Source organism: Stenotrophomonas sp. CFBP8994 (assembly GCF_034044835.1).
In the GTDB taxonomy this organism is placed as follows: Bacteria; Pseudomonadota; Gammaproteobacteria; order Xanthomonadales; family Xanthomonadaceae; genus Stenotrophomonas; species Stenotrophomonas rhizophila_A.
This window is the reverse complement of the sequence record NZ_JAXCWT010000005.1, coordinates 1-22303: the sequence shown is the minus strand read 5'-3', so window position 1 is coordinate 22303 and position 22303 is coordinate 1. Positions and strand designations below refer to the sequence as shown.

Annotated in this window: 24 protein-coding genes and 1 tRNA gene; 5 read left to right on the top strand and 20 right to left on the bottom strand. The window is 68.2% G+C overall.

All coding sequences use genetic code 11. From position 1 onward, the window contains the following. Positions 1–448 precede the first annotated feature (448 nt). From SOM39_RS14345 to SOM39_RS14280, 14 genes are all read right to left on the bottom strand, one after another. Positions 449–523 (bottom strand) — tRNA-Val (locus SOM39_RS14345). 65 nt (positions 524–588) lie between these two features. Beyond that, positions 589–942, bottom strand: coding sequence for a PilZ domain-containing protein (locus SOM39_RS14340; protein WP_068849648.1), 354 nt, complete (start codon positions 940–942; stop codon positions 589–591). Continuing rightward, positions 939–1895, bottom strand: coding sequence for a DNA polymerase III subunit delta' (locus SOM39_RS14335; RefSeq protein ID WP_184124998.1), 957 nt, complete (start codon positions 1893–1895; stop codon positions 939–941). Before SOM39_RS14335 ends, SOM39_RS14340 begins: the two co-directional genes overlap by 4 nt. Next, on the bottom strand, positions 1888–2556 hold the full coding sequence (gene tmk, locus SOM39_RS14330) for a dTMP kinase (RefSeq protein ID WP_068849645.1): 669 nt from the start codon (positions 2554–2556) through the stop codon (positions 1888–1890). The genes SOM39_RS14335 and tmk overlap by 8 nt, the downstream gene beginning before the upstream one ends. Then, a complete protein-coding gene (gene mltG, locus SOM39_RS14325) occupies positions 2553–3617 on the bottom strand; it encodes an endolytic transglycosylase MltG (protein ID WP_320458709.1) in 1065 nt (354 codons plus the stop codon). The genes tmk and mltG overlap by 4 nt, the downstream gene beginning before the upstream one ends. A gap of 112 nt (positions 3618–3729) precedes the next feature. Beyond that, positions 3730–5085, bottom strand: coding sequence for an aminodeoxychorismate synthase component I (locus SOM39_RS14320; RefSeq protein ID WP_320458708.1), 1356 nt, complete (start codon positions 5083–5085; stop codon positions 3730–3732). A gap of 86 nt (positions 5086–5171) precedes the next feature. Further along, the gene (gene fabF, locus SOM39_RS14315; RefSeq protein ID WP_068849639.1) at positions 5172–6434 is read right to left on the bottom strand and encodes a beta-ketoacyl-ACP synthase II; all 1263 of its coding nucleotides are present in this window, start codon (positions 6432–6434) and stop codon (positions 5172–5174) included. A gap of 136 nt (positions 6435–6570) precedes the next feature. Next, positions 6571–6810, bottom strand: coding sequence for an acyl carrier protein (acpP, locus tag SOM39_RS14310; RefSeq protein WP_320458707.1), 240 nt, complete (start codon positions 6808–6810; stop codon positions 6571–6573). Between the two features lie 153 nt (positions 6811–6963). Next, the gene (gene fabG / locus SOM39_RS14305) at positions 6964–7707 is read right to left on the bottom strand and encodes a 3-oxoacyl-ACP reductase FabG (RefSeq protein ID WP_184124992.1); all 744 of its coding nucleotides are present in this window, start codon (positions 7705–7707) and stop codon (positions 6964–6966) included. Between the two features lie 76 nt (positions 7708–7783). Next, positions 7784–8728 (bottom strand): ACP S-malonyltransferase, encoded by a 945-nt coding sequence (fabD, locus tag SOM39_RS14300; protein WP_320458706.1) that lies wholly within the window; start codon positions 8726–8728, stop codon positions 7784–7786. Positions 8729–8845: 117 nt separating this feature from the next. Further along, positions 8846–9628 (bottom strand): serine/threonine protein phosphatase, encoded by a 783-nt coding sequence (locus SOM39_RS14295; protein ID WP_320458705.1) that lies wholly within the window; start codon positions 9626–9628, stop codon positions 8846–8848. Between the two features lie 63 nt (positions 9629–9691). Continuing rightward, positions 9692–10669 carry a beta-ketoacyl-ACP synthase III gene (locus tag SOM39_RS14290; protein ID WP_068849631.1) on the bottom strand — a complete coding sequence of 326 codons (978 nt, stop codon included), beginning with the start codon at positions 10667–10669 and terminating at the stop codon, positions 9692–9694. Positions 10670–10735: 66 nt separating this feature from the next. Further along, entirely contained in the window at positions 10736–10933 is a 198-nt protein-coding gene (gene rpmF, locus SOM39_RS14285) for a 50S ribosomal protein L32 (protein ID WP_068849629.1), read from the bottom strand. Positions 10934–11042: 109 nt separating this feature from the next. Beyond that, positions 11043–11552 carry a YceD family protein gene (locus tag SOM39_RS14280; RefSeq protein ID WP_068849627.1) on the bottom strand — a complete coding sequence of 170 codons (510 nt, stop codon included), beginning with the start codon at positions 11550–11552 and terminating at the stop codon, positions 11043–11045. Between the two features lie 102 nt (positions 11553–11654). On the opposite strand from SOM39_RS14280, the gene SOM39_RS14275 reads away from it, so the two are divergent. Continuing rightward, positions 11655–12227 (top strand): Maf family protein, encoded by a 573-nt coding sequence (locus SOM39_RS14275; RefSeq protein WP_320458704.1) that lies wholly within the window; start codon positions 11655–11657, stop codon positions 12225–12227. Between the two features lie 7 nt (positions 12228–12234). On the opposite strand, the gene SOM39_RS14270 is transcribed toward SOM39_RS14275, so the two are convergent. Both SOM39_RS14270 and SOM39_RS14265 read right to left on the bottom strand, forming a co-directional pair. Next, the gene (locus tag SOM39_RS14270; RefSeq protein ID WP_320458703.1) at positions 12235–13935 is read right to left on the bottom strand and encodes a hypothetical protein; all 1701 of its coding nucleotides are present in this window, start codon (positions 13933–13935) and stop codon (positions 12235–12237) included. Between the two features lie 33 nt (positions 13936–13968). Next, a complete protein-coding gene (locus tag SOM39_RS14265) occupies positions 13969–15810 on the bottom strand; it encodes an ArnT family glycosyltransferase (protein ID WP_320458702.1) in 1842 nt (613 codons plus the stop codon). Positions 15811–15850: 40 nt separating this feature from the next. Between SOM39_RS14265 and SOM39_RS14260 the strand changes: the two genes are divergently transcribed. From SOM39_RS14260 to SOM39_RS14245, 4 genes are read left to right on the top strand one after another with little or no spacing between them, the layout of a single operon-like run. Beyond that, positions 15851–16804 (top strand): AAA family ATPase, encoded by a 954-nt coding sequence (locus SOM39_RS14260; protein ID WP_306989671.1) that lies wholly within the window; start codon positions 15851–15853, stop codon positions 16802–16804. 42 nt (positions 16805–16846) lie between these two features. Further along, positions 16847–17761: a DUF58 domain-containing protein gene (locus SOM39_RS14255; RefSeq protein ID WP_306989673.1), complete on the top strand. Its 915-nt coding sequence runs from the start codon at positions 16847–16849 to the stop codon at positions 17759–17761. After that, on the top strand, positions 17754–19700 hold the full coding sequence (locus SOM39_RS14250) for a transglutaminase TgpA family protein (RefSeq protein WP_320458701.1): 1947 nt from the start codon (positions 17754–17756) through the stop codon (positions 19698–19700). Before SOM39_RS14255 ends, SOM39_RS14250 begins: the two co-directional genes overlap by 8 nt. Continuing rightward, entirely contained in the window at positions 19697–20221 is a 525-nt protein-coding gene (locus SOM39_RS14245; RefSeq protein WP_068849617.1) for a Slp family lipoprotein, read from the top strand. The genes SOM39_RS14250 and SOM39_RS14245 overlap by 4 nt, the downstream gene beginning before the upstream one ends. Positions 20222–20250: 29 nt before the next feature. Here SOM39_RS14245 and SOM39_RS14240 read toward each other — a convergent pair whose 3' ends face one another. The 4 genes from SOM39_RS14240 to SOM39_RS14225 all read right to left on the bottom strand — a co-directional run. Further along, positions 20251–20610: a histidine triad nucleotide-binding protein gene (locus tag SOM39_RS14240; protein WP_320458700.1), complete on the bottom strand. Its 360-nt coding sequence runs from the start codon at positions 20608–20610 to the stop codon at positions 20251–20253. A 35-nt stretch (positions 20611–20645) separates the two neighbouring features. Then, positions 20646–21242 carry a recombination mediator RecR gene (recR, locus tag SOM39_RS14235; protein WP_093533261.1) on the bottom strand — a complete coding sequence of 199 codons (597 nt, stop codon included), beginning with the start codon at positions 21240–21242 and terminating at the stop codon, positions 20646–20648. Positions 21243–21244: 2 nt separating this feature from the next. Further along, entirely contained in the window at positions 21245–21565 is a 321-nt protein-coding gene (locus SOM39_RS14230; protein WP_068849611.1) for a YbaB/EbfC family nucleoid-associated protein, read from the bottom strand. Between the two features lie 6 nt (positions 21566–21571). Continuing rightward, positions 21572–22303, bottom strand: a 732-nt coding sequence (locus SOM39_RS14225; RefSeq protein WP_320458699.1) for a DNA polymerase III subunit gamma/tau C-terminal domain-containing protein, incomplete at its 5' end; no start/stop codon positions are given.

Genomic DNA, 22303 nt, shown 5'->3' with positions numbered 1-22303 from the left:
GCTGCATTCTCTATCGAAAGTACGAAAAAAGCCCCCGAATGTTCGGAGGCTTCATGGAGGGCGAAATTATGGATCAGGCCGCGCAGAAGTGCTCGACTTAGTCTGGGGCGGCCGAGGAGAACCAAGACGTTCCCCTCAGCGACGTAGCCGTCTTCTTCAAGGTCGCCCTGAAAGACAACGGGAAGCGGGGCAGAGAATTAACCCTCGACGGCAAAGAAACTCGCGAGGTCGAGCGCTCGTGACTTACATGAGCTTGAAGTACGAACTTCATCGCCCCCTTTACGCTTCCGAAATTCCCTTTCGGCAAATCCACACCATCGGAACGGATAGACCTGTGGGAAGGGTCCCTACACCGACCTAGATCGGCACGTTGCACTCAGACTGCATTTACGAAAAAGCCGGCGCTAGGCCGGCTTGATCGTAAACCCCGATTTATCAGGGCCTTATATGGTGGGCGGTGCAGGGTTCGAACCTGCGACCCTTGCCGTGTGAAGGCAATGCTCTACCGCTGAGCTAACCGCCCGATGCTGCTGAGCCGCTCATTATAGGGCGGCAAAATTTTGCGTCAACGGGTTTGCGTAAATTTCTTCACATCGTGTGCGTGGGCTTGTCCGAGTTCAGGGTGCCGGCCAGCGCGGTCTCGATCTTGTTGCGCACGTTCTCGCCTTCCTGGCCATCGGCCAGCTGCACGCCAATGCCCGCCGCGCGGTTGCCCTGGGCACCGGCCGGGGTCACCCAGACGACCTTGCCGGCCACCGGCAGGCGCTCGCTGGAGTCGGGCAGGGTCAGCAGCAGGAACACCTCATCGCCCAGGAAGTAGCGCTTGGGCGTGGGTACGAAGATGCCGCCGTTCTTCACGAACGGCATGTACGCGCTGTACAGCGACGCTTTGTCCTTGACGGCCAGCGACAGGATGCCCTGGCGGGCGTTGGTGGCGCTCATGCTCTATTCCCCTTTGCGTGCCGCTCGTTGACCTTGTTCCAGGCCAACAACAATTCCACCACCGCCAGGTCGGCGCGCACGGTGGTGCGCAACAGATCGCGGGTACGGTTGGCGGCGTCGAACCAGGCGCCCAGCTTGTGCAATCGCTCGGGATCGGTCAAGCCGCCCCCGGTGGCCTGGGCCAACGCCAGATCGGCGGCGTGGCGCAGGCGCAGCGCGGCGTGGTCATCGGCAGTCCAGCGCTGGGCCAGTTCCACCGCGCCCGCGCGCCCGGCCACCAGTGCCTCAAGATCGCTGGCGACCTGCCGGCGCAGGGCCAGGCCGTCGTTGCGCAGCCAGTCGTCGGCCAGCCCGGGGTGGCCCCGGGCCGCATCCAGCGCTTCGCGGGCGCTGGCTTCGCTGTGGCCCTGGGCCTGCAGCCAGGCCAGGCTTTCCTCACGCGGCGGCAGTTTGAATTCCAGGCGCTGGCAGCGGCTGCGCACGGTGGCCGGCAGGCGCGCCGGGTCGCTGCTGATCAGCCACAGGTAGCGGCCGGGCTGCGGCTCTTCCAGGGTCTTGAGCAGGGCATTGCAGGCGGCGCGGTTGATGGCGTCGGCCGGGTCCACCACCACCACCTGGGCGATGCCGTACTGCGGGGTGAGCGAGAGCTTCTGGGAGATCTCGCGCACCTGTTCGATCACGATCTCGGTGCGCAGCTTGTCGCCGGATTTGTTCGGAATGAACGACACCAGCTGCAGGTCCGGGTGGGTGCCGGCGGCGATCAGCTGGGCGGCGCGCTGGGCGGCGGCCGGCTCGCCCCGGGTCAGCACGTGGGTGGCCATGCGCAGCGCCACCTCGCGCTTGCCCAGCCCGGCCGGGCCGCAGATCAGCAGGCCATGGCCCAGCCGGCCAGCGTCGAGCGCGGCGATGGTCTGGTCATAGGCGCGTTGCTGCCAGGGGGAAAACTCAGCCATTGCCGCCCTCCTTGGTGAGGTATGCGTTGATGGCATCCACGACCTGGGCAGCCACGCCGGCCTGGTCCTGGCTGGCGTCGATCAGGCGGAACCGCGTGGGGTCTTGGGTGGCGCGCTCGCGGAACACAGCGCGCACGCGCTGGAAGAAATCGTCCTGCTCGCTTTCGATGCGGTCCGGCCACAGGTCGCGGCCGTTGGCGCGCGCGCGGCCCACGGCCACGTCCACGTCCAGCAGCAGGGTCAGGCCGGGCAGCAGGCCCACCGCGCGGCGTTCGAGCTCGGCGATCCATGCCGGCTCCAGGCCACGGCCGCCGCCCTGGTAGGCGTAGCTGGAATCGGTGAAGCGGTCGCTGAGCACGTAGCAGCCCCGGCGCAGGGCCGGTTCGATCACCTGGCGCACGTGCTGGGCACGGGCGGCGAACACCAGCAGCAGCTCGGCTTCGGCGCTGAGCGGCTCTGCGGCGATTTCCGGATCCGGAGTCAGCACCAGTGCGCGGATGCGCTCGGCCAGCGGGGTGCCGCCGGGTTCGCGGGTGAGCACCACCTCACAGCCCTGCGCCTGCAGGGCAGCGCGGATCGCGTTGAGCGCGGTGGTCTTGCCGGCGCCCTCGCCGCCTTCCAGGCTGATGAACCGCGGGTGGCGGCGCAGTGCGGGGCTCATTGCGGTGCCGCCTGCGGCTGGGCGCGCTGCTGGCGCAGCTGCTGCAGGTAACGCGCCACGGCGGCGTTGTGGTCGGTGTAGTTGGCCGAGAACACGTGCGCGCCGCTGCCATCGCCGACAGCCACGAAGTACAGCGCATCGCCCGGGGCCGGGCGTGCGGCGGCCTGCAGGGCGTCGCGGCCCGGCATGGCGATCGGCGTGGGGGTAAGCCCGGCGCGGGTGTAGGTGTTGTACGGCGTATCGGTGGTGAGGTCGCGCTTGCGGATGTTGCCGTCGTAGCTGCTGCCGATGCCGTAGATCACGGTGGGGTCGGTCTGCAGGCGCATGCCCATCTTCAGGCGGCGCACGAACACGCCGGCAATCTGCGGGCGCTCGCTGGGCAGCGCGGTTTCTTTTTCGATGATGGACGCCAGAATCAGCAGCTCATACGGGGAATCCAGCGGCAGGTCGTCGGCGCGGCTTTCCCAGGCGGCGGCCAGTTCCTTTTCCATGGCGGCGTGGGCGCGCTTGAGCACGTCCAGGTCGGTATCGCCGCGCTGATAGACGTAGGTCTCGGGCAGGAAACGGCCTTCCGGGTGCTGGCCGGGGAAGCCGAGCGCCTTCATCAGCGCGGCATCGTCCAGTTCGTCGGTTTTGTGGATGAGCGGATCGGCGCGCTTGAGCGCGGCGCGCAGCTGGCGGATGTTCCAGCCTTCCACGATGGTGACGCGGTGCTGCAGGGTGCGGCCCTGGCGCATGCGGGTGAGCAGTTCGCGCGGGGTGAGCCTGGCGTCCAGTGCGTACTCGCCGACCTTGAGCTTGCCGGCCGCGTCCAGCTGGCGCGCGAGCAGCTGCCACTGGGTGTCGTTGCCTTCATCCACGCCGGCATCGCGCAGCTTGCGCACGACGGTCTGCAGGCCATCGCCCGGGGCGATGACGACGCTGGGCTGGTCGGGGCTGATGGCGGTGTCGGCGAAGCCGCTCTGGCTGTGCCAGAACCATGCGCCGGCGGCGGCCAGCAGCAGTGCGCCGAGCAGCAGTACCGCCAGGACGGTGAGACAACCTCGTTTTACGCCTGCCATGCATTCCTCGGTGGGTGGTGCAGCCACGCAGGGCGTGGCTCTACGGGTTTATCGTTTCAGCGCGGACACGCATGGCGTGTCCCTACGCGTTCGCCCTACAGCATACCTTGGCTCATTCCTGGCGGCCGAGCGCGCGCATCAGGCCGCGGGCCTTGGCGCGGGTTTCGTCCAGCTCCCTGGACGGATCCGAATCGACCACGATGCCGGCGCCGGTGCGGAAGGCGGCGTGGGTGCCGGCGACTTCGGCAGTGCGGATGAGGATGTTCAGGTCCAGGTCGCCATCGCGGTTCAGCCAGCCGAACGCACCGGTGTAGGCGCCACGCGCGGTCTGTTCCAGCTCGGCGATGATCTGCATGCAGCGCACCTTGGGGCAGCCGGTGATGGTGCCGCCGGGGAAGGTGGCGGCAATCACCTGGCCGGGGCTCACGCCCGGGCGCAGGCGGCCGCGCACGTTGCTCACGATGTGGTGCACGTGGGCGTAGCTTTCCACGCTCATCAGCTCATCCACTTCCACGCTGCCGGCGGTGCAGATGCGGCCCAGGTCGTTACGCTCCAGATCGATCAGCATCACGTGTTCGGCGCGTTCCTTGGGGTGGCCGACCAGTTCGCGGATGCGTTCGGCATCGTCGTCGCCGGCGAAGCGCGGGCGCGTGCCGGCAATCGGGCGGGTCTGCACGTCATCGCCATGCACCGAGACCAGGCGCTCCGGCGAGGAGCTCACCACTGCCCTGCCCTGCGCGATGAACAGGCCGGCGAACGGCGCCGGGTTGGCCACGCGCAGCTGCGCGTACAGCGCCTGCGGTGACAGCGTGTCATCGAAATGCGCGACCCAGCGCCGCGACAGGTTCACCTGGAACACATCACCGGCGCGCAGGTAGTCGATGACCTTGCCCACGCCGTCGGTGAAGCGCGTGGGCGCGTCCTCTTCCATCTGCGCCGGTGGCTGCCACTGCGGCAGCGGCGGCAGCGTGGCGGTGGCCGCCAGGTCCTGCAGCAGGGTGTCGAGCTGGGCGGCGTGGTCGGTTTCGCACACGGCGTGGAACTGGCCCAGCACGCGGTCGTGCAGCACGGCGGCCGGACAGCGCAGGGCCAGTGCACTGGGCAGGCCGTCGGCGCGCGCCGGCAGGTGGAGCACGGTTTCGATCTGGCCGGCCAGTTCGTAGTCGAGCATGAGTGCCCAGCCGCCCCGGAACGGCAGGCCGGTTTCTTCGCGCGGCAGACGCAGGGACTGCCAGTGCGCATCGAGCACGTCGAGGAAGCTGCCGGCGTGCGCGGCACCGACGTGGTCGCGCACCACGCCATCGGCGTGCAACGCCAGCGATTCACCGTTGCCCATCAGCAGCAGGTCCCAGCGGCCCTGCGCGGTGCCCGAGGCGGTGGATTCCATCAGCAGCGGGTAACGCTCCGGCGCCAGTCGCTGCAGCGCAAGCAGGTCGGTGGTGTCGGGCAGCAGGCGGGTCTGGAACATGGCAGGGCAACCAAGGTAAGTGCGGGGGCCAGATACACCAAGGCCGCCAAGATGGCGGCCCGGTGCGGTGACGTTGGGTGGCGCGCTCAGACGCGCTTGAACACCAGCGTGCCGTTGGTGCCGCCGAAGCCGAAGCCGTTGGACATCACCACATCCACCTTGGCCTCGCGTGCGGTGTTGGGCACGTAATCCAGGTCGCAGCCCTCGCCCGCTTCGTGCAGGTTGATGGTGGGAGGAATGATGTTGTCGCGCAGCGCCAGCACCGAGAAGATGGCTTCCACGCCGCCGGCGGCGCCGAGCAGGTGGCCGGTCATCGACTTGGTGGAGCTGACCATCATCTTGTAGGCGTGGTCGCCGAAGGCGGTCTTCATGGCCATGGTTTCGCCCAGGTCGCCCAGCGGCGTGGAGGTGCCGTGCGCGTTGAGGTACCCCACTTGGTCCGGGGTAACGCCGGCATCCTTGAGGGCCATGGTCATGCAGCGGGCGGCACCTTCGCCGTTCTCGCTCGGGGCGGTCATGTGGTACGCATCGGAGCTGGCGCCGAAACCGGCCAGCTCGGCGTAGATGCGTGCGCCACGCGCCTTGGCGTGTTCGTACTCTTCCAGGATCAGGATGCCGGCGCCGTCGCCGAGCACGAAGCCGTCGCGTTCCTTGTCCCACGGGCGCGATGCTTCGGCCGGGGCGTCGTTGCGGGTACTCATCGCCTTCATGGCGCAGAAGCCGCCCAGCGCAGTCGGCGAGGAGCCGCGCTCGGCGCCGCCCACCACCATCACGTCCGCATCGCCGTACTGGATCATGCGCATGGCGGTGCCGATGGAATGATTCGAGGTGGCGCAGGCCGACACCGCCGAGAACGACGGACCCTTCAACCCGGTGATGATGCTCAGCTGACCGGGGAGCATGTTGATGATGGTCTTGGGCACGTAGAAGGGCGAGATCTTTTTGCCCTCGTGGAACTCGATGGTCTGTTCCTCGATGCCCAGCAGGCCGCCGATGCCCGCGCCGACGATGGCGCCGATGCGTTCGGCATTGCCGTCGGTGATCTCCAGGCCCGAATCGTTCAAGGCCATGAAGGCGGCGCCAAGGCCGTAATGGATGAACGGGTCCATCTTCTTGGCATCCTTGCCACTGACCCGGAACTTGCCGAACTGTTCGTTGTCGGCGGTGATGTCGAAGTCCCTGACCTCACCTGCAATCTTGGTGGTGAAACGGTCCAGGTAAGCCTGCGAAACGTTGGTCAGCGGGCCGATGCCGGAACGGCCTTCGGTGATGCCCTTCCAACTGGTGGCCAGATCATTGCCCAACGGCGAGACCATGCCCATGCCGGTAACGACGACGCGACGCTTCATTGCAGATTCTCCTGACCCGGGTAGTGCGGGGTTGACGCGGTGTAACGCTCAAAAGCACAGGGCCGCAAGCGCGGCCCCATGGGTTTGCTGCACGCGGTGGCGGTAAGCACCACTACCGCGCGCAAGCCGCCCGACATCACGCCTTGACGTGAGCCTTGACGTATTCGATCGCAGCCTGGACGGTGCTGATCTTCTCGGCTTCTTCGTCCGGGATCTCGCACTCGAATTCTTCTTCCAGCGCCATCACCAGTTCAACGGTGTCCAGGGAGTCGGCGCCCAGGTCATCGACGAACGATGCGCTGGTGGTGACTTCTTCTTCCTTGACGCCAAGCTGTTCGACGACGATTTTCTTGACGCGTTCTTCGATGGTGCTCATTGGATATCGCTCCAGATGGAGTAGTGGTTCAAAAAGTGACGCCATCAAGTGGCGATGGCCGTGGGATAGTGTAGTGGAAACCGAAGGCGCCTTGCATCGCTGCAAAATTCCATTCAGATCAACCACTTGCGGTGCATTCCCTGCACCACATGCTTACGGCATGTACATGCCGCCGTTCACATGAAGGGTTTCGCCGGTGATGTAGCTGGCCGAGGGACCGGCCAGGAACGCCACCGCATTGGCGATGTCGGACGGCTCGCCCAAGCGTTCCAGGGCGATCGACTTGACCAGGCCGGTGCGCTGTTCTTCCGGCAACGCCTTGGTCATGTCGGTATCGATGAAGCCCGGCGCCACCACGTTGACGGTGATGCCGCGCGAGCCGATTTCCTTGGCCAGCGACTTGGAGAAGGCGATGATGCCGGCCTTGGCCGCGGCGTAATTGGCCTGGCCGGCATTGCCGGTCACGCCGATCACCGAGGCGATGTTGATGATGCGGCCCTTGCGCGCCTTCATCATGCCGCGGATGACGGCCTTGGAGGTGCGGAAGACGCTGGTCAGGTTGGTGTCGAGGATGGCCTGCCAGTCCTCGTCCTTCATGCGCAGCAGCAGGTTGTCGCGGGTGATGCCGGCATTGTTGACCAGGATGGTGATGGCACCGAATTCCTTGGCGATGCCGTCCAGCACGGCCTCGAGCGCGGCCGGGTCGGTCACGTTCAGCGCGCGGCCGTGGCCGCCTGCGGCAGCCAGGCGCTCGCCGATGGCGGCAGCACCGGATTCGGTGGTGGCGGTACCGATCACGGTCGCGCCCTGCGCGGCCAGTGCATCGGCGATCGCCGCGCCGATGCCACGGCTGGCGCCGGTCACCAGTGCGATTTCACCCTGAAGGGGCTTGCTCATGCTCAGTTTCCTCGAACGGGACCGGTCCGCAGCGCCGGCCCGGGGGCTGGCACGTGGCGAACGCGGTCGAAAGTCATCAGGCGGCCCAGGTCTCGCGGGCCGTCTCGAAGTCGGCGGGCGTGGACAGTGTGCGCGCATCCAGGCCCTTGTCGATGCGCTTGATCAAGCCGCTGAGCACCTTGCCGGGGCCGCATTCGGCCACACGGGTCACGCCGCGCGCGGCCAGGGCTTCGACGCAGCCGGTCCACTGCACCGGCAAGTACAACTGCTGGACCAGGGCGGTGCGGATGGCATCGATGCCGTCGTGCACGCGGGCATCCACGTTCTGTACCACCGGCAAGGCCGGCACGCGCCAGTCCAGGCCAGCCATGGTTTCCTGCAGGCGGTTGGCGGCTTCACGCATGAGCGGGGTGTGCGAGGGCACGCTGACGGCCAGCTTCACGGCCTTGCGCACGCCCTTTTCGGCCAGCAGCGCCAAGGCGCGGTCGACGGCAGCGGCATCGCCGCCGATGACGATCTGGCCGGGCGAGTTGTAGTTGGCCGGCACCACCACCTGGCTGCCGGACGCCTGTTCACAGACTTCCTTGACGAGGGCGTCTTCGGCGCCGAGCACGGCGGCCATGGCGCCCACGCCGGTCGGGGCGGCGTCCTGCATCAGCTGGCCGCGCAGGCGCACCAGGTGCGCGCCGTCACGCAGCGACAGTGCGCCGGCGGCCACCAGGGCGGTGTACTCGCCCAGGCTGTGCCCGGCCAGTACGGTCGGCTGGGCACCGCCCACGGCCTGCCATGCACGCCACACGCCGATACTGGCGGCCAGCAGGGCCGGCTGGGTGTACTCGGTGCGGTTGAGCATCTCTTCCGGGCCGCCCTGCGACAGCGCCCACAGGTCCACGCCGGCGCCATCGGAGGCTTCGGTGAACGCTTCACGCACCTGCGGGTGCAGTTCAGCCAGTTCAGCCAGCATGCCCAGCGACTGCGAGCCCTGGCCGGGGAACACGAAAGCGAGATTGGAATCGGTCACGCGGAGTTCCGCCTGCAAAAATCGAACGGCGAATGATAAGGGGGAATACCGCGCTTCGTCTGTACTGGCGCGTATTGACCAGCCCCCGGCAGGTGCCGACCGTTGGTCGGCACGCCCTCAAACAAACAGCTGCAGAATGTCCAGGTCGCCATCGCTGAAGAAATCAAAGCAGATCGCCACCAACATCAACATGCCCAGCGTCGTCGCCCCGTGCACGATCAAGATGGCGTGCGCCAGCGCGCGCGCCGAGCGCCCCATCTTCATGCTGTAGCGGGCCAGGCGCTGCAGCCGGCCGGAAACCTCGTGCGCATGCGCCAGCACCGGGGCGTCTTCGCCATCCATGGCCGCGGCCATCAGCGCCTGCAGCTGCTCGGGGCGGTGTTCGTAGTACTTGGCCACGCCATAGCCGAACATCAGCCAGTCGCGGGCCTGGGCCTGGGCCAGGTCCATCACTTCCAGCGGATCTTCCTCGAAATCGATGAAGCCGATGGCCCGGCCATCCCAGGTCAGGTTGCGCGGCAGTGGCTGGCCGAAATAGGCGCCCTTGGCATGGGCGGCCACGATGGCCTCCATCGCCGCCGACACCAGTGCGTCGCGGCCGGCATCGTCGGCCTGGCGCAGGCAGGTGTTGAAGGAGCTGCCGTTGTCGCCCAGCACCAGCGAGGCATGGCCGCTGCCGATCACGTGCGGCACGTTCACCCCCTGCGCCTGCAGTTCGGCCAGGCGCCGCGCTTCGGTTTCCCGGGCGGCGTCACCGCCGCGGTGCGGCGGTGGGCGCAGCGCGTCCAGCTGGAAGCGGTTGGCCACGAAATTGAGCAGGCCCAGCGCGACCGCGCGGCTGCTTTCACCGTACTGCTTCAGCCAGGCGCGCTGGCCGTCGATGACAATGGGTTCGACCATGACACACCTCCAGAAATGCAAAACGGCCCCATCGGGGCCGTTTCGTGTGAACCGATTAACGTATTAATAACGCAGCAGCGCCGAACCCCAGGTGAAGCCGCCGCCGAAGGCCTCCAGCAGCAGCAGCTGGCCGCGCTGCACCTTGCCCGAGCGCACCGCCACGTCCAGCGCCATCGGCACCGAAGCGGAGGAGGTGTTGCCGTGCCTGTCCACGGTGACCACGACCTGGTCCATCGACATGTCCAGCCGCTTGGCGGTGGCTTCGATGATGCGCAGGTTGGCCTGGTGCGGAATCAGCCAGTCCAGGTCGGCCTTGGTCATGCCATTGGCGTCGAGGGTTTCATCCACGACCGAGTCCAGCGCCTTGACGGCGTACTTGAACACGTCGTTGCCCTTCATCAGGATCGCGCCGCGGGCCTGCTCGCCTTCGCCGAAGCCGGCCGAGACGCCCACCGGGTTCCACAGCAGCTCTTTCTTGCTGCCATCCGAATGCAGGTGGGTGCTCAGGATGCCGGTGTCTTCGTCGGCCTTGAGCACCACGGCGCCCGCGCCATCACCGAACAGCACGCAGGTGGTGCGGTCGTTCCAGTCGACGATACGGGTCAGGGTTTCCGCACCGATGACCAGCACATGGCGTGCATCACCGGAACGAATGAATTTGTCGGCCACGCCCAGCGCGAACACGAAGCCCGAACAGGCGGCGTTGACGTCGAAGGCAGGGCAGCCGCTCGCACCGAGCTTGGCCTGGATCAGGCACGCGGTGGACGGGAAGATCAGATCGGGGGTGGTGGTTCCCACCACGATCATGTCCAGCTGGGAAGCGTCGATACCGGCTGCTTCCAACGCACGTACCGCGGCGTGGTAGCCGAGGTCGCTGGTGGTTTCCGTGTCGGCGGCGATGTGCCGCTCACGGATACCGGTGCGCGTCTGGATCCACTCATCGCTGGTGTCGACCATTTTCTCCAGATCCTGGTTGGTCAACACTTTTTCGGGCAAGTAACTACCAGTGCCCGCGATCCTCGAGTAGATCCGCTTGCTCATTGCATTTCCTGTAACGGAAGAAAGGGTAAAGGCCGCTGCCCGACCGGGCAGCGGCCCTCACACAGATCAATCTTCTTCGACGGCCGAGTTCGACTTGGTCGTGATCACCTTCTTGCCGCGGTAGAAACCGTCAGCAGTGATGTGGTGACGCAGATGCACTTCGCCGGTGGTCGGGTCGGTGGACAGCTGCTTGGCGCTCAGGGCGTCATGCGAACGGCGCTGGCCGCGGCGGGACGGGGTAACACGGGATTTCTGCACAGCCATGGGATTGCTCCAAACTCGGTTCGTTTTTGCTTCGTCGTATCGTCGCGCAGGACGCCAGCGCCCAGCACAGTCTTCGCTTTCGCCGCAGCCGCCGACGACAATCCGGCTGCTATTGTTTCTTCAGCGCCGCCAATGCCGCGAACGGATTGGCCTTGCTCTGTTCTTCTTCGGTCGGTGCCCAGTCCCGGTCCACCGCTTCACCCTCGGGCGACAGCGGCACCACCGGCACGGCCAGGACCAGTTCGTCCTCGACCAGATCCAGCGGACGCAGGCTGCCGTCTTCGGGCACCAGCATCGCCTCGTACTCTTCCGGCAGCGACGACTCTTCGTCTTCGCTGCGGATCAGGCCGAGCCGCTGCTTGACCGACACCGGCAGCAGGAAGCGCTGCAGGCTGCGCTGACAGATCAGCGGCAGCGCGGTATCGATGGTCAGGTCCACATAGGATACCCGCAGGATGTCGTCGTGGCCGAATTCAAGCGCAAACGTGCACTTGCCCTCGGTATCGGCAACAAGGCCTTGCAGGCGGGTCATTTCTGCCAGTTCTACCTGACCGTCGAAGCACCTTCGTGCTGCGACCATCCGCCAGGCATCCAGCAATTCGGGCACGTTCGCGGACATAAGCCGCTGAATGTTAAGGATGCCGCCGGCGGTTGTCAATTACCCGCGACACGGGAGCCTGCGGTAGAGTGCCGCCCACCCCTGTCACCCCGGTATTGTCGCATGCTTCCCCTGCTGCTGGCCTCCACCTCCCGTTACCGCCGTGAACTGCTGGAGCGGCTGGGCCTGCCGCTGGAGACGGCGCGGCCGACGGTGGACGAGTCCCCGGCGCCGGGCGAAGCGCCGCGTGCGCTGGCCGTCCGGCTGGCGCGGGCCAAGGCCGCCGAGGTGGCCGCCCGCCACCCGGGGCGGTGGGTGATCGGCTCGGACCAGGTCGCGGACCTGAACGGGGCCCCGCTGGGCAAGCCCGGCGATGTGCCCGGGGCGCACGCGCAGCTGGCGGCGATGTCCGGGCAGACGGTGGCCTTCCATACCGCGATCTGCCTGGTCCGCGATGACCAGATGCTGGAGGCCTGCGACCTGACCGAGGTCCGCTTCCGGGCACTGGGCGCGGACGAGATTGCCCGCTACGTGGCGGCCGAGCAGCCGCTGGACTGCGCCGGCAGCTTCAAGTGCGAGGGGCTGGGCATCACGTTGTTCGAGGCGATCGACAACCGCGACCCGACCGCGTTGATCGGCCTGCCGCTGATCGCCCTCGGCGGGCTGCTGCGCCAGGCCGGCTACACCCTGCCCTGACAGGCCCTCAGCGCAGCTGAAGGGCGACCAGGCAGTCCGTTTCAAGCGGTCCGGTGGCCCAGCCCATCCAGCGCCCACCGGCCCGTAGAGCGAGCCCCACCGGGCGCTCACCACACTGCAGGACCAGCCGCTTGGCGCTGCTGTCGGCATCGAAGTCGATGCGCCAGGCCGGGCCGCCCAGCGCATTTTCGACCGGGACCAGGGCGGCACCGCCAATGGCCACGCCCGTGCCGGCCAGGCCGGCCCGCTCGCCCTGCAGGTAGCGGGTTTCCGGCCAAGCGAACATCGAGATGCGCTGCGCCCGCACTACCGGCAGCGCGGACCGCAGTTCGCTCAGCACGGTTTCGCCATGGAGCTGGGCCGGATCAACGACGCCGGCCGCCACGGCGGTAGCGGTGGCGGACGCCACGCGCTGCATGCCCAGCCCCAGCATGCCCATCCAGACCGTACTGGGCAGCAGCGCGAGGGTCATCAGCAGGGCCAGGCCGGCGGTGCGGCGTGGGCGGCGCGGCCCGATGCGGACCACCGCCCACAGCACCAGCCCGCACCAGAACAGCCACGACCAGAGCACGTAGCGCGGCGCGGAAAGCTGGTCGGGGTAGTCGAAGAAGTAGCCCATCCGCCCCAGCGCGATCAGCCCGCCCACGGCCAGCCCGAACCACGCCAGGGCCAACGCCACCACTTCACCGGCACTGGCGGTACGGCCGCGCCGCCAGCTTTGCCAGCTCATGGCCAGCAGGGTTGACACCCCGGCGAGCCCCAGCAGCAGGTGCGGCCAGCGCGCGCCCATCACCGGGCCGAACACCGATTGATAACCACTGGCCACACCCACGGCAGTGGCGCGGAGCGGTGCGACCGGCAACTGCTGCGCAATGGCCGGGTCCAGCAGCGGCCACGCCGCGTAGATGAAGGGCGACGCCAGCCAACGCAGCAGCAGGTCCAGCTGGCGCAGCGGCGCAAGTACGATATCGCTGCGCATGCCGGTGTTGCCCATGCCCAGGTGCACGCCCACTGCCAACGCGGCGCCGGCGGCCAGCACCAGCCAGTGCTGCCACGGCGCGCGGCGCACGACCAGCACCGCCGCAAAGCCGACGAATACCGCCACGCCACTGCCGAATGAGAACGTGGCGGCGATCCCGCACAGCGCCGCCATCGCGACACCCCGCCAACCACCCCGCAGCAGCGCCGCAACGCCGGCAACCAGCAGCGCGGTGATCAGGTAGGCATGCACGGTTTCATTGGCGTGGGTGAGCACGCGCTGGCTGCCCACCCAGAACAGCGACAACGCCGCTGTCAGCACGCCCGCAGCACGCACCACCGGCGCCGCCGCATCGCGACGCAGGATGCAGGCCATGCCCGCCAGTGACAGCACGGCCAACAGCATGCCGGTGATGATCTGCAGCCACTGGTTGCCTTGCAGCCAGACCAGTTCGGCGTAGCGCACCAGGTTGGGCAGGATCTCGCGGTGGCCATTGTCCGAGGCGAGCACGTTGCGTGGCCACGGCAGCTCCAGCAGGCTCTGGGTAAAGCGCCACGGGTCGGCATACAGCACGCGCGGCGCCAGCCATGCCATGGCCGCCAGGCCCACGACGGTGACCGCGAGCGCGCTGCACCACAGCAGGCGGGTCAACCGTGCGAGAACGCGCGATTCAGTGGTGGCAGGTACGGCAACAGCGGGAAAGGCAGCAGCAGGCAACGCGTCGCGCATGGATCTCTTCTTCCGTGAAAAATGCCGGCCCGGTCAGCGCGCGGGGACGATGAAGGATTGTTCCTGCCACTGCTCCACGCTGCCATCGTTGCCATACAGCGTCATGCCCAGCCAGTGCTTGCCCGGCGCGAGCTGGCGGGTGTCGAGCGTGGCATCGAAGGCCACGCGCGGGTGCTGGGGATCGGTGGAGATTTTCCACGCGGCGGTGATGTCATACGCGCGGCCGTACACCGCATCGCCCACCGGCTGGCCATCGATCAACAGCTCCACGCGCGACAGCCCTACGCCGTCCTTGAACGCCCACCCGCGCACTTCCATGCGCTCGGCCACCTTCTCATCCTGCAGGGGCGCATCCACCCAGGCCATGGCCGGGGTCACGCAGGGACCCTCGATGCGCTGCGCGGGCAGCTTGAACAGCAGGAAGCGCTGGTAGCCATGGTCCTGGCTGACCACGCGCGGCGGCGGCAACGGGCCCACCTGCGCGCAGATGTCGTGGTAGCGCTCAAGCAGGTCGCGGTAGCGCTGGTCACTGGGCGAAAGCACCAGCAGCATCGGCCCATCGCGCTGGCCATCGTGCAGCAGGCCCCACAGGCCGAGCTGCGCGGTGCGGCCGTGCTTGTCGTTGAGCGGGTGGCGCAGCACTTCGATGCGCGGATCGCGCAGCTGGAAGCCCAGCTCGGCCCCTACCTTGAAGTTGCCGGCCAGTACGCGCGTGCCCGGCGGCATGCCCGCCAGCTCCTGGCGCACCTCATCGGCCAACGGCGCCCAGCCGGCGAAATTGCGCGGGTAATACTTGTCGCCGGCCAGCTGCTCGCGAAGGCCCGGACTGGAGGCCACCAGGTAATACGAGAACGCCAGTGCCAGCCCTGCGCCGGCCAGCCACCAGCCGGTGCGGCGCAACCAGCGCGGCCAGCCATTGAGCACCACCGGCACTGCCACCAGCAGCGCCAGGTAGCCAGGCAGCGGCCAATGGAAGCTGATGCGCTCCACGTCGGTGAAGAAGCCCAGTGCGAAGATCGCCAGCGTGGACACCGCACCCACCAGGCCGAAGTAGCGCCACTGCGCGCGCGCGCCACCGCCGGAACGGGTGCCGGCCAGCGCCACCTTCCACATCGCGATGCACAGGATCGGCGTGACCAGCATCGGCTGGATCACCAGGAACCACAGGCCACTCCACTGGAATGCCCACGGGTGGCGTTCGACCACCTGGAACTTCAGGCCGGCATCCTGGTTGTCGGCATTCCACGCCAGCAGCGGCAGCCAGGCCATCACGCCCACCGCCAGCGCGACCCACACGCGCGGATCACGCAGCGTGCGCCGCCCTTGCGGCAACAGCAGCAGGGCAATGAAACCGACCACGATCACGCCGATGAAGCGGTAATGGCTCAGCGCGCCGATCACCAGCCCCAACGACAGCTTCACCGCCGCCGCCGCATCGACGCTGCGCAGCAGGCGCGCGCCGGCATCCAGGCACAGCACCGCCGCCAGCGCCATCGGCACATCGGGCACGGCCAGCATGCCCAGCGTGGCCGACAGGGGCATCAACACGGTCAGGCTGCCTGCCTGCCAGCCCGCCACCGCGCCAAACCAGCGGGTAGCGATGCGTGAGACCAGCCACGGCAGCATCGCGCCGATCGCCAGGAACGGCAGGCGCAGTGCCAGCACGTGGTTGCCGCCCAGCTCCACGCCCAGGCGTGCCAGCCACGCGGTCAGCCCGGGCAGATCGGAATAGGCGGCGGCCAGGTGCTGGCCTTCCTGCCAATAGAACGCTTCGTCCACGAACAGGGGCAGACGCGCGGCCACCACGAGCTTGACGGCCGTGATGAGCGTCCACAACACCAAAAAAATTGTGCGTGCGCGTTGTTCGCCCTGCATTGCTCTATAGAATCGAAGGAATCATCGACACGAGACGAACATGGATACTTCGCCCCGCGTGCCCGCCATGCTACCCGAAGAACTGCGACAGTCCCTGCGCAACGCACAGGACCAGGTCAATGGGCTGGTGCTGGGCAAGGCCCATGAAGTCCGCCTGGCATTTGTCGCGCTGCTCTCCGGTGGGCACCTGCTGATCGAGGACCTGCCCGGCCTGGGCAAGACCACGCTGGCCCACGCGCTGGCGTCCAGCCTGGGATTGGGTTTCCAGCGCGTGCAGTTCACCTCGGACCTGCTTCCCGCCGATGTGCTCGGCGTCTCGGTTTATGAGGCGGCCAGTCGCCAGTTCCAGTTCCATCCCGGCCCGGTCTTCACGCATGTGCTGCTGGCCGATGAAATCAACCGCGCGCCGCCACGTACGCAGAGCGCGCTGCTCGAAGCGATGGCCGAGCAGCAGGTCACCCTTGATGGCGTGACCCATCCACTGCCCGATCCCTTCTTCGTGATCGCCACCCAGAACCCGGTGGATCTTTCGGGCACGTTCCCGCTGCCCGATTCGCAGCTGGACCGCTTCCTGCTGCGGCTTGCATTGGGCTATCCCAACCCCGAATCCGAACGGGAGCTGCTGCGCGGCACCGACCGCCGCCACCTGATCGCACAGGCCACCGCCTGCCTGGATGACAACCAGGTACGTGCCCTGCGCGAGGCGGTCAGCCAGGTGCACGCCAGCGAAGCGCTGATCCAATACGTACAGGCATTGCTGGCGCGCAGCCGCCAGCACGCCGGTGTGCGGGTCGGCCTGTCGCCGCGCGCGGGGCTGGCGCTGCTGCGTGCGGCCAAGGCGCATGCCCTGCTGCTGGGCCGCACCCACGTGGTGCCCGAAGACGTGCAGACGCTGTTCATCGCGGTGGCCGGACATCGGCTGGTGCCCGAAGCCGAGGCCAGCACCGGACCGGCGCTGGCCCGCGCCATCCTCCAGACCGTTCCGGTGGACTGAGTGCGCAGCGGCTGGGGAGACCGCTGGCGCAGGCTGGTACTGATGGCCCGGCCACGGCAGCCGGAGAGCCTGCCGCGCCGCATGGACCGCCGCCGCATCTACGTGCTGCCGACCCGCTTCGGCCTGTTCGTGGCCCTGTTGCTGGGGACGATGCTGATGGGCGCGCTGAACTACAACAACAACCCGGCGTTGCTGCTGGCGCTGCTGCTGGCCACGGTGGCCGTTGCCAGCGCGCTCAGCGCGCACCTGCAGTTGTCGGGCCTGCAGATCGATGCGGTGTCGGCCGAACCGGTGGTGGCCGGCGCCACGCTGCGCCTGCGCATCAACCTGTCGCGTGCCGATACCCGCGTGCGCCGCGGCCTGGTGCTGGCGCTGGGCGACAGCCAGGGTTACGGCCACCTGGTGGATACCGACCAGATCGAAGTGGACCTGTTGCTGCCCACCACGCGTCGCGGCTGGCTGGACGTGGACCGCATCCGCATTTCCACCACCCAGCCACTGGGGCTGGTGCGGGCATGGTCATGGGTGTGGCCCGACACGCCGTTGCTGGTCTACGCCGCGCCCGAGCAGCAGCCACCGCCGCTGCCCGAGGGCGATGGCGACCCGCTGCACACCCGCGTGCATGCCAGTGGCGATGAACTGCACCAGCTGCGCCCCTACCGGCCGGGCGACCCGCAGCGAAGCATTTCCTGGAAGCACTCCGCACGCCGCGACACGCTGCTGGTACGCGAGTACGAGAGGCCGCTGGGCGTAGACGTGCTGCTGGACTGGCGGCAGATGGGTCCACTGCCGCTCGAAATGAAGATCTCGCGGCTGGCACGCTGGGTCGACCTGGCCGAACGCGAAGGCCGCCGTTACACGCTGCAGCTCCCCGGCCAACCGGCGCTGGGTCCCGGCCAGGGCAGCAGCCACCACCACCTCTGCCAACGCGCACTGGCGCTGATGCCGCATGGCTGACCCTTCCGCCCCGCTGCTGTCACCCGCCGCCCGCCGCTGGACCCTGGCCAGCGCGGCGCTGGCCCTGGTGCCACTGCTGCTGCAGCTGCCGCCGCTGCTGGCCAGCGTGTTCGCCGTGGCGGCGGTGCTCACCGCACTGGCGTCCGGGCAACGCGTGCTGCCCGGTCCGGTCCGCGTGCTGCTGGTGCTGGGCATGCTGGCCGCGATCTACTGGCAGATGGGCGCCCGCCCGGGCCGCGATACCGGCTGTGCGCTGCTCGCGGCGATGCTGGCACTGAAATCCAGCGAGCTGCGCAGCCTGCGCGATGCGCGCAGCCTGCTGGGCTTTGCGCTGTTCGCCCCGTTCGCTGCGTTCCTGCTCGACCAGGGCCCGCTGACCATGGGCCTGGCGGTACTGGCGGCGCTGGCCACGCTGCTCACCCTGCAGCGCCTGGCGCGCGCGGAAGGGCATGCGCCCGGCGCCGCGTTGGCCGAACAGCTGCGCGGGGTGGGCAAGCTGGTGGCGCTGGGCCTGCCGCTGGCGCTGGCCGCGTTCTGGCTGTTCCCGCGACTGAGCGAGCCGCTGTGGGGGCTGCCGGACCGCGCGGTGGGCAAGCCCGGCCTGTCCGACCACATGGAACCCTCCGAGTGGCTGGACCTGATGGCCGATGATGCCACCGCGCTGCGGGTGAGCTTCATCGGTGCCGCGCCCCCGCCTGAGCAGCGCTACTGGCGCGGGCCGGTGATGACCCGCTTCGACGGTCGGCGCTGGGACCGCGATCCCTACAGCGAGCGACGCCCGCCACCGCCGGTGACCCGCAGCGCGGCGCGCTGGGACTACCAGATCGACTACGAGCCCACCGACCGCCGCCAGCTGGTGGCGCTGGACCTGCCCCTGCAGGCACCGGCCGGCACCACGCTGGATGGCACCTACAGCCTGCGCAGCGATCGCAACCTGTCGGCACTCACCCGGTGGCGCCTGCAGTCGGCACCGGCGTCGGCATACACCGAGCCGCTCAGCGCGTTCCAGCGGCAGTTGGCACTCCAACTGCCGCCCGACCTCAACCCGCGCACGGCAGCATTGGGGCGGCAGTGGCGGCAGGAGGCGGGCAGCAACGATGCGGCCATCGTGGCGCGGGCGCTGGACTGGATCCGCTCGCGCTTCGCGTACACGCTTTCAACGCCGGCACCGGGCCGGCACAGCGTGGACGAGTTCCTGTTCGACCAGCAGGCCGGCTTCTGCCAGCACTTCAGTTCTTCGTTCGTGGTGCTGATGCGCAACGCCGGCATCCCCGCACGGGTGGTGACCGGCTTTGCCGGCGGCCAGCGCAATCCCTACGGCAACTACTACGTGGTGCGGCGCATGGATGCGCACGCCTGGGCCGAAGTGTGGCTGCCGCAGCGCGGCTGGGTGCGGGTGGACCCGACCGCGGCGGTCGCCCCCGAGCGCATCTATGACACGCTGGAAGACCGCCTGGGCGACGGCGCCGGCACCACCCTGGAAGGCCGCTGGCTGCAGCTGGGCCAGGTGGGCGACTTCCTGCGCCGCAGCTGGAACGACCTGGTGCTGTCCTTCGACGCCAACCGCCAGCAGCAGCTGCTGCGTCCCCTTGGCATCGACAAGCTGGAGCCGGCGCAGCTGGTTGGCATTTTCATTGCCTTCGCAGGCGGCGCGCTAGGCTGGATGGCATGGCTGCTGGCCCGAGGGGAGCGCGAGCGCGATCCCCTGCTGCGGGCCTGGCACCGGCTGGGGCGGCGTTACGCGCGGCATGGCCTGGCCCGGGAACCTGCGGAAACCGCCACGGAGTGGGCGCAGCGCGTCCACCGGCAACGTCCCGACCCGGCGTTGATTCCGCTCAGCCAGCGTTTCGTTCACGCGCGCTACGCTGGCGCTGAGCTCGACCCTTCACTCGTGCGTGACCTGCACAGGCATCGCCCGTCCACCGGAGCAACCTCATGAACGTCAAGATCCTGCTTCCCCTTGCCGCGTCGCTGGCGCTGGCCGCCTGTGCCACGGCCCCCAAACCGCTGCAGGGGCAGTTCAGCGTGGTCAGCCCACGCGATTCGGTCGCCACCCAGCAGGTGGGCACGCCGGTCCGCTGGGGCGGCCGCATCATCGAAACCACCCCGGGCCAGGGTCAGACCTGCTTCCAGCTGCTGTCGCGCCCGCTCAATGGCAGCGGCCGCCCGAACACCAGTTCCAACGACGCCAGCGATGGCCGCTTCGTGGCCTGCCGTGCCGGCTTCTACGATCCGGCTGTGTTCGAGGAAGGCCGCGACGTGACCTTCATCGGCAAGATCGCCGGCTACGAAAACACCCGCATCGGCGATTACGAGTACCGCCTGCCCAAGCTGGAGGCCGACGTGATCTACCTGTGGCCGGAACAGCGCCAGGTGGATGTGGTGCCGGTCTATCCGTATGGCCCGTGGGGCCCGGGTTGGGGTCCCGGCTGGGGCTACCGCGGTTGGGGTTGGTGGTAAAAAAAATCGCCCTTCGGGGCGATTTTTTTTCATGCACCCGGCGTACCGAAGTGCCCCAACGGGGCGCCGGCCAACAGGTGCAGATGGATATGGAACACCGTCTGCCCTGCGTGCTCGCGGCAGTTCATGACGATGCGGTAGCCATCCTGCGCGAAGCCCTCGCGGCGTGCGTACGCTGCCGCCGCCAGCGCCAGCTTGCCGATCAGGTGCGCCTGCGAGGGCTGCACGTCGTCCAGCGTGGGAATGGCTTCGTTCTTGGGAATGAACAGCACGTGCACCGGCGCCTGCGGCGCGATGTCCTTGAACGCCAGCACCTCGTCATCTTCGTAGACGATGGTGGCCGGAATTTCGCGGCGGATGATCTTTCCGAACAGGGTGTCTTCAGACATGGGGTCACCTTGAGGGTTGCCGGCAACGCCGGTGGTCAGGTTGCTTCGGTACGGGTGCCGAACGCGTGCGACAGCGTGCCGCGGTCCACGTATTCCAGCTCGCCACCCAGCGGCAGGCCCTGCGCCAGCCGGCTGGGCCGCACCTTGTGGGCGCGCGCCAGCTGCGCCAGGTAATGCGCGGTGGCCTCGCCTTCGACGGTGGCGCTGGTGGCGATGATCAGCTCCTGCACCTCGCCCTGCCCCAGCCGTGCTTCCAGCTGGTCCAGGCCGAGTTCGCGCGGGCCGACGCCGTCCAGCGGCGACAGCCGCCCCTGCAGCACGAAGTACACGCCGCGGAACCCGGTGGCGGTTTCAATGGCCAGCCGGTCGGCCGGCGATTCCACCGCGCACAGCTGCTGGCGTTCGCGGCTGCCATTGGCGCACACCGCGCAGATTTCGGTTTCGCTGAAATCGCGGCACTGCGCGCAATGGCCGATGCGCTCGATCGCCTTGGCCAGGACCTCGGCCAGCTTTTTGCCGCCCTCGCGCTCGCGCTCCAGCACGTGGTAGGCCATGCGCTGGGCGGTCTTCTGACCCACCCCGGGCAGTACCCGGAAGGCCTCGATCAGCTGTTCGAGCAGGGGCAGGCTCACGCTTAGAACGGCAGCTTCATGCCGGGCGGCAGCTGCATGCCGGCCGTGGCCGAGCCCATGCGGTTCTTGGATTCGGCATCGATCTTGTTCGAGGCGTCGTTGAAGGCGGCTGCGACCAGGTCTTCGGTCATTTCCGCATCGGACAGGATCGACGGATCGATGCGCACCTTGCGGCACTCCTTGGCGCCGGTCAGGGTCACGCTGACCATGCCGCCGCCGGCAGTGCCGGTGACTTCCAGCTTGGCGAGTTCTTCCTGGGCCTTCTGCAGGTTTTCCTGCATCTTCTGGGCCTGCTGCATCAGTTGGGCGATGTTGCCGCGCATGTCGTGTTACTCATCAAAAGGACGGATGGAATCGGTCACGACCCGGGCGCCATGCTGCTGGATCAGCAGCTGCACCGACGGGTCGGCCATGAAGGCGGTTTCGGCCGCCTGCTGTCGTTCGCCACGCTGGCGGTCGGAACGCTGGTGCAGCGTTTCGGCCTCGGCGTTGCCATGTTCGATCACGATCTTCGGGGTCATCCCGAGCGGGCCCGACAGGGCCTCGGTCAGGGCCGCCAGCGAACGGTCCGAACACAGGTACTCAAATCCGGGCGATACGGCCAGTTTCAAGACGCCGTGCTGGAACCCGATGAAGGCCGCATGCGCGGCCAGCTGCCGCGACGGACCATTCAGCTGGCTCTGGGCGACCAGTTCCAGCCAGGTTTCAGCCGAGGCCAGCGCGACCGGCCCGGCATTGCCGGCCGCGGGCGACGGGCTGATGGCGATGCCCTGCGGGCGCGGCGCGGGTGCCACCGCCTGGACGGGCGCGGGCGCGCGTGCCGGCGGGGCTTCCCACGGCGCGGCCATGGCGGCGTCGGGGCTGGCCAGTTCCACCGCCAACGCTTCATCACGCTCGTCGCTGCCGGCCTGGTGCCACGGCGGCAGATCGTCTTCGGCGACGGGTTCCGCTACCGGTGCAGGTGTCGGTTTCGGCGCGGCCGGGGCGACCACGGGCGCCGCCGGTGCCGAAGCGGCCACAGGCGCGGCGACGGCGGCGGCGGCGGCGGCGGGCGCGGCGGG

Bases quoted from the DNA above. Each gene is read 5' to 3' on its own strand.
- SOM39_RS14340 (WP_068849648.1), bottom strand. From the start codon at position 942: ATGAGCGCCACCAACGCCCGCCAGGGCATCCTGTCGCTGGCCGTCAAG.
- SOM39_RS14335 (WP_184124998.1), bottom strand. From the start codon at position 1,895: ATGGCTGAGTTTTCCCCCTGGCAGCAACGCGCCTATGACCAGACCATC.
- tmk (WP_068849645.1), bottom strand. From the start codon at position 2,556: ATGAGCCCCGCACTGCGCCGCCACCCGCGGTTCATCAGCCTGGAAGGC.
- mltG (WP_320458709.1), bottom strand. From the start codon at position 3,617: ATGGCAGGCGTAAAACGAGGTTGTCTCACCGTCCTGGCGGTACTGCTG.
- SOM39_RS14320 (WP_320458708.1), bottom strand. From the start codon at position 5,085: ATGTTCCAGACCCGCCTGCTGCCCGACACCACCGACCTGCTTGCGCTG.
- fabF (WP_068849639.1), bottom strand. From the start codon at position 6,434: ATGAAGCGTCGCGTCGTCGTTACCGGCATGGGCATGGTCTCGCCGTTG.
- acpP (WP_320458707.1), bottom strand. From the start codon at position 6,810: ATGAGCACCATCGAAGAACGCGTCAAGAAAATCGTCGTCGAACAGCTT.
- fabG (WP_184124992.1), bottom strand. From the start codon at position 7,707: ATGAGCAAGCCCCTTCAGGGTGAAATCGCACTGGTGACCGGCGCCAGC.
- SOM39_RS14295 (WP_320458705.1), bottom strand. From the start codon at position 9,628: ATGGTCGAACCCATTGTCATCGACGGCCAGCGCGCCTGGCTGAAGCAG.
- SOM39_RS14290 (WP_068849631.1), bottom strand. From the start codon at position 10,669: ATGAGCAAGCGGATCTACTCGAGGATCGCGGGCACTGGTAGTTACTTG.
- rpmF (WP_068849629.1), bottom strand. From the start codon at position 10,933: ATGGCTGTGCAGAAATCCCGTGTTACCCCGTCCCGCCGCGGCCAGCGC.
- SOM39_RS14280 (WP_068849627.1), bottom strand. From the start codon at position 11,552: ATGTCCGCGAACGTGCCCGAATTGCTGGATGCCTGGCGGATGGTCGCA.
- SOM39_RS14275 (WP_320458704.1), top strand. From the start codon at position 11,655: ATGCTTCCCCTGCTGCTGGCCTCCACCTCCCGTTACCGCCGTGAACTG.
- SOM39_RS14270 (WP_320458703.1), bottom strand. From the start codon at position 13,935: ATGCGCGACGCGTTGCCTGCTGCTGCCTTTCCCGCTGTTGCCGTACCT.
- SOM39_RS14265 (WP_320458702.1), bottom strand. From the start codon at position 15,810: ATGCAGGGCGAACAACGCGCACGCACAATTTTTTTGGTGTTGTGGACG.
- SOM39_RS14260 (WP_306989671.1), top strand. From the start codon at position 15,851: ATGGATACTTCGCCCCGCGTGCCCGCCATGCTACCCGAAGAACTGCGA.
- SOM39_RS14255 (WP_306989673.1), top strand. From the start codon at position 16,847: ATGGCCCGGCCACGGCAGCCGGAGAGCCTGCCGCGCCGCATGGACCGC.
- SOM39_RS14250 (WP_320458701.1), top strand. From the start codon at position 17,754: ATGGCTGACCCTTCCGCCCCGCTGCTGTCACCCGCCGCCCGCCGCTGG.
- SOM39_RS14245 (WP_068849617.1), top strand. From the start codon at position 19,697: ATGAACGTCAAGATCCTGCTTCCCCTTGCCGCGTCGCTGGCGCTGGCC.
- SOM39_RS14240 (WP_320458700.1), bottom strand. From the start codon at position 20,610: ATGTCTGAAGACACCCTGTTCGGAAAGATCATCCGCCGCGAAATTCCG.
- SOM39_RS14230 (WP_068849611.1), bottom strand. From the start codon at position 21,565: ATGCGCGGCAACATCGCCCAACTGATGCAGCAGGCCCAGAAGATGCAG.